Annotated in this window: 12 protein-coding genes and 1 pseudogene; 7 read left to right on the top strand and 6 right to left on the bottom strand. The window is 68.7% G+C overall.

Translation table 11 applies throughout. The features are described from left to right. Nucleotides 1-17: 17 nt before the first annotated feature. Nucleotides 18-332: pseudogene (locus AB3M34_RS03855) on the top strand (nuclear transport factor 2 family protein); the annotation flags it as partial. 46 nt (nt 333-378) lie between these two features. Here AB3M34_RS03855 and AB3M34_RS03860 read toward each other — a convergent pair. Both AB3M34_RS03860 and AB3M34_RS03865 read right to left on the bottom strand, forming a co-directional pair. Then, complete coding sequence (locus tag AB3M34_RS03860; protein WP_370617765.1) at nt 379-1,374, bottom strand: NADPH:quinone oxidoreductase family protein; 996 nt, start codon at nt 1,372-1,374, stop codon at nt 379-381. A gap of 30 nt (nt 1,375-1,404) precedes the next feature. Then, nucleotides 1,405-2,628, bottom strand: a complete 1,224-nt coding sequence (locus AB3M34_RS03865; RefSeq protein ID WP_370617766.1) for an acetyl-CoA C-acyltransferase — start codon at nt 2,626-2,628, stop codon at nt 1,405-1,407. An 89-nt stretch (nt 2,629-2,717) separates the two neighbouring features. On the opposite strand from AB3M34_RS03865, the gene AB3M34_RS03870 reads away from it, so the two are divergent. The 5 genes from AB3M34_RS03870 to AB3M34_RS03890 are packed head-to-tail and all read left to right on the top strand — an operon-like array spanning nt 2,718 to nt 8,504. Next, the gene (locus AB3M34_RS03870; protein WP_370617767.1) at nt 2,718-3,584 is read left to right on the top strand and encodes an SDR family NAD(P)-dependent oxidoreductase; all 867 of its coding nucleotides are present in this window, start codon (nt 2,718-2,720) and stop codon (nt 3,582-3,584) included. Between the two features lie 3 nt (nt 3,585-3,587). Next, nucleotides 3,588-5,216, top strand: coding sequence for a class I adenylate-forming enzyme family protein (locus tag AB3M34_RS03875; protein ID WP_370617768.1), 1,629 nt, complete (start codon nt 3,588-3,590; stop codon nt 5,214-5,216). Nucleotides 5,217-5,242: 26 nt separating this feature from the next. Further along, nucleotides 5,243-6,121 carry a MaoC/PaaZ C-terminal domain-containing protein gene (locus AB3M34_RS03880; protein WP_370617769.1) on the top strand — a complete coding sequence of 293 codons (879 nt, stop codon included), beginning with the start codon at nt 5,243-5,245 and terminating at the stop codon, nt 6,119-6,121. After that, on the top strand, nt 6,118-6,882 hold the full coding sequence (locus AB3M34_RS03885; protein WP_370617770.1) for an enoyl-CoA hydratase/isomerase family protein: 765 nt from the start codon (nt 6,118-6,120) through the stop codon (nt 6,880-6,882). The genes AB3M34_RS03880 and AB3M34_RS03885 overlap by 4 nt, the downstream gene beginning before the upstream one ends. A gap of 26 nt (nt 6,883-6,908) precedes the next feature. Further along, entirely contained in the window at nt 6,909-8,504 is a 1,596-nt protein-coding gene (locus tag AB3M34_RS03890; RefSeq protein ID WP_370617771.1) for a class I adenylate-forming enzyme family protein, read from the top strand. 10 nt (nt 8,505-8,514) lie between these two features. Here AB3M34_RS03890 and AB3M34_RS03895 read toward each other — a convergent pair whose 3' ends face one another. The 3 genes from AB3M34_RS03895 to AB3M34_RS03905 are packed head-to-tail and all read right to left on the bottom strand — an operon-like array spanning nt 8,515 to nt 11,108. Beyond that, on the bottom strand, nt 8,515-9,318 hold the full coding sequence (locus AB3M34_RS03895) for a CoA-transferase subunit beta (protein ID WP_370617772.1): 804 nt from the start codon (nt 9,316-9,318) through the stop codon (nt 8,515-8,517). A 4-nt stretch (nt 9,319-9,322) separates the two neighbouring features. After that, nucleotides 9,323-10,204, bottom strand: coding sequence for a CoA transferase subunit A (locus AB3M34_RS03900; RefSeq protein WP_370617773.1), 882 nt, complete (start codon nt 10,202-10,204; stop codon nt 9,323-9,325). Nucleotides 10,205-10,211: 7 nt separating this feature from the next. After that, nucleotides 10,212-11,108 carry an enoyl-CoA hydratase-related protein gene (locus AB3M34_RS03905; protein ID WP_370617774.1) on the bottom strand — a complete coding sequence of 299 codons (897 nt, stop codon included), beginning with the start codon at nt 11,106-11,108 and terminating at the stop codon, nt 10,212-10,214. Nucleotides 11,109-11,212: 104 nt separating this feature from the next. Here AB3M34_RS03905 and AB3M34_RS03910 point away from each other — a divergent pair, with 104 nt between their 5' ends. Continuing rightward, nucleotides 11,213-12,367, top strand: a complete 1,155-nt coding sequence (locus AB3M34_RS03910) for an acyl-CoA dehydrogenase family protein (protein WP_370617775.1) — start codon at nt 11,213-11,215, stop codon at nt 12,365-12,367. Nucleotides 12,368-12,374: 7 nt separating this feature from the next. On the opposite strand, the gene AB3M34_RS03915 is transcribed toward AB3M34_RS03910, so the two are convergent. Then, complete coding sequence (locus AB3M34_RS03915; RefSeq protein ID WP_370617776.1) at nt 12,375-13,508, bottom strand: hypothetical protein; 1,134 nt, start codon at nt 13,506-13,508, stop codon at nt 12,375-12,377. Nucleotides 13,509-13,525 lie beyond the last annotated feature (17 nt).

Genomic DNA, 13,525 nt, shown 5'->3' on the forward strand with positions numbered 1-13,525 from the left:
TCAGGGGGATCGGCACTGTGCCGAGCGACGAGCTGCTGATCCAGCAGCTCCTCAACCTGTACGGGCTCGCGGTCGACGGTCGGAGGTGGGACCTGTTCGCCGACATCTTCGCCGAGGACGTGCGCGCGGACTACGGCGAGGGTGGGGTCTGGGACCTTCGGGAGACTTTCGTGTCGGACTTTGCCCGCCTGCACGAGCGGTACGACCACACCCTGCACGCCGTGTCGAACCACGTGATCACGGTCGACGGGGACGTGGCGGGCGCTTTCTCGTACGTGTCGTGGCGTCTGGCGTCCCTCTCGGACGACGGATGGCGGGGACGCGAGGGGAACGCCTGGTACGACGACGAGCTCGCTCGCACCGACGCTGGGTGGCGGATCACGAGTCGGCGATGCCGTGTGACCTGGTCGCGGCCGGTGACGGGCGAAGAACCACCCGCCCGCGCGCCTGACGTGCCTCGAGCATTCTTAGCGCTTCCTCGGCGCCCTCGAGGGGGAGTATCCGGTCGATGACCGGCCGGATCGTCCGGTCCTCACGCATGAGGCCCATCAGCTGGTCCCATACCCGATGCAGCTCGTCGGGATTCCCTTCGAGGTAGCTGCCCCAGCCGACCCCGACGAGGTCGATGTTGCGCTCGAGGGCAGCGTCGACCGAGATCGTCGGGATCGTGCCTGCGGCGAAACCGATGACCAGCGCACGGCCGCCGGCAGACATGCAGGCGAGCGACCGCGCCAGTCGTTCCCCGCCGACCGGATCGACGACCACGTCGACGCCGGCTCCGACGGTGAGCGCGTCCGTGTGCGCCGCGAACGACTCGGCCGGCACCACGTGAACGCGCGGGTCGAGCGCCGAGGGCAGGTTGGACGTGACGGCGATGACCTGCGACGCGCCCAGCGCCAGCGCCAGCTGGATCGCGGCCACACCGACACCGCCCGACGCGCCGTGCACCAGAACCCGCTCGCCGCGTTGCAGGCGACCTCGGTGGAGCAGCGCGAAGACCATCGTGAGGTAGTTCGCCGGCAGGCAGGCCCCGATCTCGTACGGCACCTCGGCCGGCAGCGGCATGACGCGCCCGCTCGGCACCGACACGAGCTCGGCGAATCCGCGATAGCTGGAGCAGACCACCCGGTCACCAACCTTGTGCCCGGATCCGTACGACGCCTTCCGGACGACGCCGGCGAACTCACCGCCGAGCACGAAGGGAAGGTCCGGGACTTCCTGGTAGCGCCCGTGGGTGAGCAACAGGTCGGGGAAGGTCACACCCGCCGCCTTGACCTCGACGAGGACGTGGCCCGGCTGGAGCTCGGGCTCGGGTACGTCGTGCACGCGCACGCCGGACGGTCCGGTCCGGTCCGTGACGAGGACTGCTCTCATGTCGTCGGTGGGCGCGCCGTCGGGCGCACTTCAGATCCGCTCGATGACGGTGGCGGTGCCCATGCCGCCGCCGGTGCACATCGTGACCAGCCCCGTCTCCCGGTCGGTGCGCTCGAGCTCGTCGAGAAGGGTCGCCATCAGGGTCGGTCCGCTCGCGCCGATCGGGTGGCCGAGGGCGATCGCGCCGCCGTTGACGTTGATGCGGTCGAGGTCGACCTTGGTCTCCCGGCTGAAGCGCAGCACGACGGACGCGAACGCCTCGTTGACCTCGAACAGGTCGACGTCGTGCAACGACATGCCCGCGAGCGAGGCGCACCGCTCGGCCGCCGGGCCGGGCGCGGTGAGCATGATGACGGGCTCAGCGCCGGCGCTCGCCGCAGAGACGATCCGGGCACGAGGACTCCAGCCCTGTGCTCGCGCGTACGCCTCGCTGGTGACGAGCACGGCGGCAGCCCCGTCGGCGAGGCCGGAGGAGTTTCCTGCGTGGTGGACGTGCTCGATGCCGCCGACCTCCGGATAGACCCGAGCGGCCATGGTGTCGAACGGTTCGCCGTACCCCTCGAAGGTCTGGCTCCCGAGCTCGCCGAACGATGCCTTGAGCTTGGCGAGCCCTTCGGCCGTCGTGGCACGGGGGAGCTCCTCGTGGTCGAGGACGACTGAGCCGTCCGGCGCGATCACCGGGATCATGGAGCGCGCGAACCGGTCGCCGGCGATGGCCTCGGCCGCGCGGCGATGGGACTCGACAGCAAGGTCGTCGACGTCGGTACGGCTGAACCCCTCGATCGTCGCGATGAGGTCGGCGGAGATGCCCTGAGGGATGATCGGATAGCGCTCACGCAGGCGCTCGTTGCCGCCGTCGAGAGTCAGACGTGTCGGCGGCGGGTAGTGCGACATCATCTCGACGCCGGCCGCCACGACCACGTCGGCCTGGCCGGCCTCGATCATCATCGCGGCGTCGTTGATGGCTTGCTGGCCCGAACCGCACGCACGGTTGAGCGTGATGCCAGGAACGGTGACCGGCCAGCCCGCGGCCAGAGCGGCCAAGCGGCCGACGTTGTCGCCGTGGCTCCCGAGCGCGTTGGCGCAGCCGGTGATCACGTCGGCGACGGCGGAGGTGTCGAGCGAGCTCCGCTGCTCCAGCTCGCGCAGCACTCCGGCGAGCAGCTCCTGCGGATGGATCTCGCTGAGCGCCCCTCCGGGCCTGCCTTTCCCTCGGGGGGTTCTGACCGTGTCGACGACGACTGCGTTCTTCATGTCCCAGGACCTTACCTGCCGACCAGTTGGTTGGCTATACTCGGGCCAACTCGCGGTGACCTGACCGCAGCAGTGCCGAGGAGAGTGTGATGTCAGAGCTTCGCTTCGACGACCGAGTGGCGATCGTGACCGGCGCCGGCGGAGGCCTGGGGAACGCCTACGCGAGACTGCTCGCCGACCGTGGCGCGAAGGTCGTGGTCAACGACCTGGACGTCAAGAACGACAGTGGTCAGACGCCCGCCGGGGTCGTGGTCGAGGCGATCGAGTCTGCAGGGGGAACGGCGGTCGCCCACAACGCGGCCGCTGGTTCGCCTGGTGCGGGCGAGGCGATGGTCCAGACCGCCCTGGACGCATTCGGTCGCGTCGACATCGTCGTGAACAACGCCGGGGTCGTACGAGACCGCTCCTTCGCCAAGATGTCGGCCGACGAGCTGTCAGAGGTCCTGGCTGTCCACTTCCATGGTGCGTTCGACCTCACGCAGGCTGCATGGCCGCACCTGCGCCAGCAGGAGTACGGACGGGTCGTCCTCACGACGTCGGTCGCGGGGCTGTTCGGCAACCTCGGCCAGGCCAACTACTCCTCCGCGAAGGCGGCGGTCGTCGGGCTCGCGCGGACGCTCGCGGTCGAGGGGGCGCGCAAGGGGATCAAGGTCAACGTGATCTCCCCGGGAGCTGCGACGGACATGACCAGAGCAATGCTTCCCGAGAACCTCCACGACAAGATGTCGCCCGACCGTGTCGCGCCGATGGTCGGCTATCTGTGCCACGAGTCGTGCTCGGTGTCGGGCGAGATCTTCTTCGCGGTTGCCGGGAGCTTCGCCAGGAACTTCATCGCGGTCACCAAGGGCTACGAGAACCCGGATGCGTCGATCGATGACATCGCCGAGCACGTCGACACGATCATGGACCTGTCGGAGTGGAGCATCCCGGGCCAAGCCGTCGAGATCCCGGAGTGAGCCATGGGCCCGAGCAGACCCCGCACGAGCCTCGCTGATCAACGACAGGTCGGCCCGACGTCCTTGTGGACCGCCGACCTCCTGGGGGAGGTGGCCGAGGACACCATTCCCGGCGTCCTCGCCCGTCGCCTCCCCGAGCTTGCGGACACCCCGGCCGTCACGTGGTGGGCGAACGACGCGTGGCAGCAGATGTCCTTCGCCCAGCTGGCAGATGACGCCGAGCTCGTGGCGCGGGCGATCGCCGGGTCGGTCGAACCAGGAAGTCGTGTCGCCGTGTGGGGGCGCAACTCCGTGCCCTACGTGGTCCTGCTGTACGGGTGCGCCCTCGCCGGCGCCGTGCTCACGCCGCTCAACACCGGGTGGAGCGACGACGAGGCAGTCCACGGGCTCCAGCTCACGACGCCCGGGCTGATGTTTGCTGGGAGGTTCGCGAACGGTGACGAGGTCCTCCCGAGGGCGTCGGCGTTGGCAGGCGCGATCCCGGTGCACAGTCTCGACGGGCTGCTGTCGTGGGCGCGCGATCAACCTCCGGGTCCGCTCCCCGAGCTTCGTCCCACGGATCCGTTCCTGATCCAGTTCACCTCGGGTACGACCGGGAGGGCGAAGGGTGCGGTCGTCAGCCACCGCGGCGCGATCAACGGTGCGCTTCAGCGCAACCTGCACGACGTGACCCCCCCGAACGACGTGTGGCTCAATCCCGTGCCGTACCACCACGTCGGTGGCTCATGCTTCGTCATCCTCGGCGGGTTGATGACCGGTGGCGCGTTCGTGATGGTCGACCGCTGGGACCCTGTCGCGGCAACTGCGCTGCTTCGTACGGGAGTGGTCACCCGCGTCGGCGGTGTGCCGACGATGTTGGTCGACCTCCTCGACCGACTCGGCGACGAGGCCTCACAGACCGGGGTGGTGTCGGTCTCGCTGGGAGGGGCCACGGTCCGACGCTCGCTGGTCGAGCGGATCCGCAAGACCTTGGATGCACCGACCGTGATCTCGTACGGCCAGTCCGAGTGTCCGCTGATCTCGTCGACCTCGCTGGCCGACAACCCAGAGACGATCGCGCGGACCGTCGGTCGGCCGCTTCCGGGAGCGACCGTCCGGATCGCCGACGTCGAGACCGGTGAGATCTGCCCGATCGGTGTCCCAGGGGAGATCCAGGTCCAGTCGCCCAACGTGATGAGCGGCTACTGGGACGATCCCGAGCAGACCTCGAAGACCATGACGGCCGACGGCTTCCTGCGCACGGGCGACCTCGCCGTCATGGACGAATGGGGTTACCTCGAGTTCCGAGACCGTGCGCGCGACGTGATCATCCGAGGCGGTGAGAACATCTACCCCGCCGAGATCGAGGACCTCTTGGTCCAGCATCCGCAGGTGCTCAACGCGGTGCTCGTCGGCATCGACGACGAACGACTCGGCGAGCGGGTGGGTGCCGCCGTCGTGCTCGCGCCAGACAGCAGCGCCTCCGGTGACGACCTCGCCGACTACCTCTCCGACAAGGTCGCGCGGTTCAAGATCCCGGTCGCCTGGCGGTTCGTCGACCAGCTGCCCATGACCGTCTCGGGAAAGGTCCGCAGGTTCGTCGTCCGGCAGGAGACGAACTCCGCTGCGTCAGAAGCTGCACCCACCCCCTGATCCGATCCACCCAAGGAGCCAAGCGCATGCCGATCGACCCCGCCGCAGCCCTCGACGCTGCACCCACGGTCGAACAGATCAGCTGGCAGGAGTCCGACGTCCTGCTCTACCATCTCGCCCTCGGAGCCGGGTCGGACCCGACTGACGAGCGTCAGCTCGCGTACGCGACCGAGAGCGGGGACGCGGTGCTCCCGACGTTCGCCGTCGTGGCGCCCACCTTGCGAGCCACCGCTCCACCGTTGATTCGGTTCCCTGGGGTCGACGTGGATCTGCGTACGATCCTGCACGCGAGCCAGCGTGTGGAAGTCCATCACCCGATCCCGCGCGACGGCAAGGCTGAGGTGTCGACCGGCGTGACGGCTCTGCACGACAAGGGTTCGGCCGCGGTCATCGTCGTCGACAGCCAGGCCGTCGACGCCGAAGGCGAGCCGCTGTGGACCTCGAGCATGCGGATGTACTCGCGAGGCGAGGGTGGGTTCGGTGGCGATCGCGGGCCCTCGGGGCCCCCCGGACCGCCGGACCGCGCGCCTGACCAGTGCATCGAGACGAGCACCTTGCCACAGCAGGCGCTGCTGTACCGCCTGCTCGGCGACCGCAATCCCCTGCACAGCGTCCCGGCTGTCGCCGCGGCGGCAGGGTTCCCGCAGCCGATCCTGCACGGCTTGTGCACCTATGGACTGGTCTGTCGCGCGATCGTCGATCGAGTGCTTGGCGGACGCGTCGCGTCCGTGCGCTCGATGGAAGCGCGCTTCGCAGGTGTCGTCTTTCCCGGCGAGACTCTGCGAACGGCGGTCTGGGTGCAGTCGGACCGGATACTGTTCGCGACCAAGGTCGCCAGCCGGGACGACGCACCGGCGCTGACGGGCGGCGAGATCGTCCTGACCGCCGAGGAGGAAGCACCATGAGTGTCGAAGTGGTGAGGGACGATGGTCTCGTCGAGATCACTCTCAGCGCGCCCGAGCGGCGCAACGCCCTCTCGCCGGCGGAGTTCGCCGACCTGGGTGAGGTCCTGCGACGGATCGCCAGCACCTCAGCCGATCGTGCGGTACTGATCACCGGGGCTGGCGGTGCCTTCTGCGCGGGCGCGTACCTCGCCGAGGAGGTGCCGGACGAGTCCACGGTGGCGATCATGGGTCGGATCCATGAGGCCGCGCTCGCGCTCCACCGAATTCCGCAGCCCGTGGTCGCCGCAGTCGACGGGCCTGCGTACGGCGCCGGGATGAGCATCGCGCTCGCTGCTGACCTGGTGCTGGCGTCAAGCCGGGCCACGTTCTGCCAGGTCTTCGTGAAGCGTGGGCTCGTTCCGGACTTCGGCAGCTCGTGGCTGCTGCCGCGGATCGTCGGCCTTCACGCCGCCAAGCGGCTTGCGCTGCTCGGCGAGCCCGTCGACGCGGTCGCGGCGCTGGATCTCGGCATCGCCACGGAGGTGCTCGACGAGAGCGAGCTCCTCGAAAGGGCACGCGCGCTCGCGCGACAGCTGGCCGCCGGCCCGCCGATCGCGCAACGGCTGACCAAGCAGCTCCTGAACGCCTCGTTCAGCAGGGGGTTCGACGACCAGCTCGATGCCGAGGCGAGCGCGGCCGCGGTGGCGACCGGCACCGCCGACGTCGCCGAGGCGTTTGCAGCATTTGCCCAGAAGCGCTCCGCTGTCTTCAGCGGGCGCTGACGAGTCACACGACCAGGGAGACGACGATGACGGGAACGATGCAGTCGGAGCGGCGACGCGTGGGGCCGCTCTCGCAATGGGACGCCGACGAGAGCCCGGACCTTCTCGAGGAGTCGATCGGTGAGATTCTCCTGCGCCGTGCGGCCGAACAGGGTGAACGCCCGGCTGTGCACTGGCTCGTCGACGGCCAGGTGCGCTCGCTCAGCTATGCCGATCTCGCTGCGCAGGCGACCCGGGCCGCCCATGCGATCGCCGGGTGCGTCGACAAGGGCGAGCGGATGGCGATCTGGTCTCGCAACGAGCTCTCGTGGATCGTTCTCGAGTACGCGGCTGCACTCGCTGGTGTCATCCTCACGCCGTTCAACACTGCATGGTCGGACGGCGAGGTGCGCCACGCGATCGCCTTGACGACCCCGACCCTCGTCTTCGCGGGGACAGATGCGCGCGGTGACGACCTTTCGGAGCGCGTCAAGCCGCTCGCCGGAGGCATCGACGTCGTCGCCATGGGCGAGCTGGACGAGTGGGTAGCCGGCCAGCCGGAGCACCCGCTTCCCGAGGTCTCTGCCGAGGATCCGTTCCTGATCCAGTTCACCTCGGGGACGACTGGCCGCGCCAAGGGCGCGGTGCTCTCGCAGCGGTCCGCCCTCAACTGCGCCTATCAGCGGAACCGTGCCGAGGTGATCGTCGACGACGACTGCTACTGCAACCCGGTGCCGTACCACCACGTCGGCGGCTCGTGCTCGGTGATCCTGGGCGGCGTCTCGGACGGCGGAGCGATCGTCCTGCTCCAGCGTTGGATCCCCGAGGACGTCGTACGGCTCCTCGAGTCAGGAGTCGCCACCCGGGTCGGCGGCGTGCCGACGATGATGATCGACCTTGTCGCGCGACTGAAGGAGGGTGGCGGGCAGCAGTACGGCCTGGCATCTGTCTCGGTGGGGGGCGCCCAGGTCCCGGAGTACCTCATCGAGGAGGTCGCCCAGCTGTTCGGAGCTCCGGTCGTGAACACCTACGCGCAGTCGGAGAGCCCGATGATCACCACCACGTCGTCGACCGACGAGGCTTCGATCATCTCGACGACGGTGGGGCGGCCCGCAGGTGGAGTCAGCCTCAGGATCGTCGCCCCTGACAGCGGTGAGGTCGTCCCCGTGGGCGAGCCGGGAGAGATCGTCGTGAAGTCGCCGTACGTGATGATGGGGTACTGGGACATGCCCGAGCAGACTGCCGCTGCGTCCACGGCGGACGGCTACCTCAAGACCGGCGACCTCGCCTCGATGGACGAGTTCGGCAACATCTCGTTCCGCGGTCGCGCGCGAGACGTGATCATCCGAGGCGGCGAGAACATCTATCCCGCCGAGGTGGAGGAGATCGTCGCGCAGCATCCCGACGTGGCAGGTGTCGTGGTCGTCGGAGCACCTGACGAGCGGTACGGAGAGCGCCCGGTCGGCGTCGTCGTACGCCGTCCAGGGAGCTCGGTGACCGGCGAGGCGCTGTCGGAGTATCTCGCTGGCGAGCTGGCGCGGTTCAAGATCCCGACGTCGTGGAGGTTCGTCGACGAGTTCCCGATGACGGCCTCGGGCAAGGTTCGCCGGTTCCTGCTTCGCGAGGCGGCCGCCGAGGAGTGAGACTCGCCGGCTACCGGAAGCCGCGCTTGCGGTAGCCGTGCGGGTCGATGGTGGTCCGGAGCAGGCTGACCTCTGCGGATGAGGGCGGGGGAGTCTCACCCAGATCGGCCGCGACCACTGGCTCGAACCCGGTCGCGTCGAGGACGTCCTCGAGCCCGACCCCAGGATGGAGGGTGCGCAGCCGCATCCGCTGCGAGGTCGGCTCGAAGTCGAACACTGCGAGGTTGGTGATCACGATCTCGGGTCCGCCCGCGAGCCCGAGCTGGGCGCGCTCGCCGTGCCCGTCGAGATAGCCGATCGCTGACCGGAAGTCGACGCGCTCGACGAGGCTGCGGGGAGAGTGGTCGGGCACGAAGTAGATCAACCGCTTGCTCAGAGACCCCATGTCGGCCAGACCCGCCGAGCCGGGCAGCCGTACGCGGGGTTGATGGAAGTCGCCGATGACTGAGCTGTTGGCGTTGCCGAACGCATCGAGCTGTGCCGCACCGACACAGAACGTACGGAACCGCCGTACGTCGGAGACCCAGTCCCACAGCTCGTCGGCGACATCGACGTACATCAGCGCGCTGTCCCACATGGGCCACTCGAAGGTTGACGCCGTCAGGCGTGGACTCGAAGGGTCCACGCCCGATCCGCCGGCGACCCACGCAAGATCCGGTGCATGCGTTCGCCGGGCGAGCTCGATGGCACACACCGGTACGAACGACGAGAGCCCGTTGAGCACCTGGTCGTCGTTGCGGAACTCGGCCGCCATCCTGCTCACCACGAGCTCGTCGACGGTGTAGTCGGCCGGATCGGGCACGAGAGTGGTCATCGATTCACCGCCCGATGGTGAGGTCGGCGAGGCGGCGCTCACCGACGAGGGCCAGGTAGTCGTCGTGGGACGCCGGTGAGATCACCCAGCGCGCGAGAAACTCCGCGGCGCTCGCCTGGTCGGACGCGGCCGCGGTCCACGACTCGAAGAACGCGGTGTCGTAGTCGTAGACCGGGAACAGCGAGGTCGGATGAGCCCCGTTCGGGGCCTCGACGACGGCGTCGACCGCGAAGCTCGGCAAGATCGTCTGCTGGGGCGTGCGCCGGAGCTGCTCGGTGTCGACGATCTCTTCGACACTCACGACGACGCGCTGCGAGGCACGCGGCAGCAGGACCGTCATCGGATGCCGTGGTCCGTGCTCGACCGCGATGTTGCCTCGTACGTCCCCGCGGTGCGCGTGAAGGATCGCGACATCGGGACGAAGCGCCTTGCACGCGACCACGGGGCCGCCGCCGAAGGGATCCTCGATCACGGCGACGTTGGGGTTGCCGACCTTCAGCAGGTCCGTACCGAGCATGCCGCGCGTCGGCAGGAACGGCAGCCCTCGCGCAGCGGCGCCGAGCCGTGCGAGCAACGCTGTCTCGGACAGCTCCTCGACCGTGATGTCGCCGGCCTCGACAGCACGCCGGAACCTCTGGCACATCCCATGGCTCTCCATGGTGGCCGCGGCGAAGGTGGCCCGGTCGAGGGCGCCGGCGGTCGCCAACCAGTCCAGCGCCATCGAACCGCTGAGCGAGACGACCTGCAGGTTGCGCAGGCCCGCGGCGATGACCGCACGCACCAGACTCATCGGGGCGCACTGGGTGGGCCCGGACTGGAGACCGACGACGTCGCCGTCACGGATGAGACCGACGGCGTCCTCCGCTGACATCACCTTGCTGGACATCGCCGCCTCAGCGTCCTGTGATCGTCGGGGCCGCGTAGGCCGGTGCCGGCACGGCGGCGAAGACGTCGGGGAGGTCGGTGCTCACGCGGTCCGGGAACTGTGGAGCGCGCTTCTCGAAGAACGAGGCGACGCCTTCCTGGACGTCCAGGCTCGCGCTGCGAGACGCGAGGGCATGCGTCTCGATCTCGTGCGCCTGCATCGGGTGGGCGAGCTCGAGCGACCGCCACAGCATGCGGCGCGAGAGTGCGACGGAGACGGGGGCCACGCTCGCACTGAGACGACGGGCGATCGCGTACGTCTCCTCCATCAGTCGGTCTGCGGGGTGCACGGCGTGCAGCAGTCCCTTGGCCTGGGCTTCCTGCGCGGTGATCATGCGTGCTGTGAGCACCCACTCCTGGGCGGTGGACATGCCGACGAGCCGGGGCAGGAACCAGCTCGAGCACGCTTCTGGGACAAGCCCGCGGGCGGTGAAGACGAAACCGATCTGTGCGGTGTCCGTCGACAGGCGGAGATCCGCCGCCAACGTGAACGAGATGCCTCCACCGACGGCGTGGCCGTTGAGGGCGACGATCACGGGCTTGAGAGAGTCGTAGATCCGCAGCGCGAGGATCCCGTTCGCGTCTCGACGTGGAGGGGCCGGAGGAGCCGCATCCGGCCGGGACGCGCCACTCGTGCCGAACCAGTCCGCGAACGTGTCTGCTCCCGCGCTGAGGTCCGCGCCGGCGCAGAACGCCCGACCGGCACCCGTGATCACGACGCAGCGCACCTCGTCGTCGGCGTCGCACCGGTCGAAGGCCGCGACGATGTCGTCGATCATCGTGTCGGTCAGCGCGTTGAGCCGGTCGGGACGCGACAGCGTGATGGTCGCGACGTGGTTCTCGAGGGCGAATGCGATGTCACTCATGGCTTCTCCCGCCCTCCGTGAGCAATCCCTCTCGTGACACCCTAGTCAACCGACTGGTTGGCTGGCAAGGTGGAGGGCGTCAACGCCGGTCAGAAGAGGTGGACATGGACTTCCGGGAATCACAGGAGCACGCAGCGATCCGTCAGGCGGTGTCGGAGATCGGCGCGAGCTTCGGCCACGACTACTTCGTCGAGTGCAGCACGAAGGGAGTGTTCGTCGACGAGCTGTGGGACACCGTCTTCGGACAGGGCTTCGGCGGTGTCAACCTGCCCGAGGAGTACGGCGGCGGTGGTGGTGGCATCTATGAGATGGCGATCGTCATCGAGGAGCTGGCTGCCCAGGGATGCCCGTTGATCTTCCTGATCGTCGCCGGGATGTGCGGTCCGATCATCAACGACTTCGGGACCGACGCACAGAAGGCCCGCTGGTTGCCCACACTCGCCTCGGGCAGAGAGAAGATGTCGTTCGCGATCACCGAGTCCGGATCGGGATCGAACGCTCCGAACCTCGCGACCACAGCACGGCTCGAAGGCGGCTCCTGGCGGTTGTCGGGGGAGAAGCAGTACATCACCGGCATCGACGTCGCTGACGCCGTGCTGGTCGTCGCACGGACCGGGACCGGTGCGAATGGGCGAGCAGAGCTCGGCCTCTTCATCGTGGAGACCGATCGGCCGGGTCTGGAGTACCAGCCGATCCCGATGGAGATCAAGGAACCTGATCGCCAGTTCTCGGTGCTCCTCGACTCCGTAGAGGTCCCCGAGCAGAGCATCGTCGGAGGCGAGCCCGGGCGCGGGATGCTCCAGATCTTCTCCGGTCTCAACCCCGAGCGGATCAACGTGGCTGCGCAGGCGGTCGGGCTGGGCCGTTACTTCATGGGCAAGGCCGTCGCGTACGCGAAGGGTCGCGAGGTGTGGGGGCAGCCGATCGGCGCGCACCAGGGCGTGTCCCACCCACTGGCCGAGGCCAAGATCGGCCTCGAGCTCTCGCGCCTGATGGCGTACAAGGCGGCCTGGGAGTTCGACAACGGCGAGGCGAGCGTGGGCGAGTCGGCCTCGGTCGCGAAGCTCGCCGCGGCTGACGCCGTGCTCTTCGCCTTCGACCAGGCGGTGCAGGTCCACGGCGGCAACGCCTTCGCCAGCGAGTACGGCATCGCCGACCTCTGGGGCCTGACGCGGCTCATGCGCTCGGCGCCGGTGAGCCGCGAGATGGTGCTGAACTACGTCGCGCAACACACGCTCGGCCTGCCACGGTCGTACTGACAGCTCGTCACCTGATGCTGGTAGGAACCGGGCGCGGTCGACGCGCGAGCGGGTCGCTGATCGTGCGGAGGTCTGCCGCCGGGTAGGCGAACCCCGGTGCCAGCAGAATCCCAGGTGGCGCCTCGACCACCGAAGGGACGGCCTGAACCAGCTGGACCGCGGTGGCCAGGTTGGCCGCAGACTGGCGGTCGTCGACCCCGAAGACGTCGTGAAGCTCGGAGGTGAACAGGTCGGCCCTGGTTCGGACGTCGACAGGAAGGCCCTTCACCTCCACCTCGTACATGTCGGGCGACACCAGCGTGATGTCCGGATCGACCAGCGCCGGGTCGAGGTACCAGAGCTCGCGGATCGAGATCACGGGCTCCCCGTCGACCACGCCGGCCCACGTGCCGTCGACCGCGCCGACGGTGCCCTCGGCTACGACGACTCCCGCGGTCTCGAACGCGCGGGTGCTGGGGACGTACGAGATGTCGGCAGTGAGCTGGTCGAGCGCGAGACCGAGCTGGTGGGCGAGACCTGCGATGCACTCGAAGTAGTAGCGGCTCAGGATCTCCTTGCGCGTGCGCGAGCCCAACGTGCGCGGGTCTCGGCCGAACCCGATGGCGGCGATGATCTCCCCGGCGTGGTGGCTCAGGTCGCAGATCTCCCGCACGCTGATCGACGAGACCGAGGTGCAGAGGCTGGCGCTGGTGAGCGCGAAGCGTTCGACGAACCACCCGGGGTGGACGCCAGTGCCGTGCAGTGTCGTGCCGCTCTGTGTGCACGCCTCCTCCAGCGGGCGGACGTACTCCTCGCCGTGCTGCCAGGGAAAGAAGAACGCGGTGGTGGTGACGACGTTCTTGCCCGAACGCAGAAGCCGGGTGATCTCGTCGTGGAGGGACGACTGGTCGGGCAGCGAGGCGCCCGCGTACAGGACGATGTCGGCATCGAGGGCGTACACCGCTTCCTTGTCGTCGGTGATGGTGATGCCGCACGGCTCCTCCCCGATGTAGGCCATCGCGTCCTTGCCCACCTTCGACGCGGAGTAGCCGAGGCATCCGACGAGCTCCAGCTCTGGGCGGCGCGAGATCTCACGCAGCGCCTGAGAGCCGGTGTATCCGGGTCCCCAGACCACCACGCGGTACGGATCGGTGCGGGCCATGAGCGGTCTCGCTCTCT

Origin of the sequence: Mumia sp. Pv4-285, from assembly GCF_041320275.1 — a bacterium.
In the GTDB taxonomy this organism is placed as follows: domain Bacteria; phylum Actinomycetota; class Actinomycetes; order Propionibacteriales; family Nocardioidaceae; genus Mumia; species Mumia qirimensis.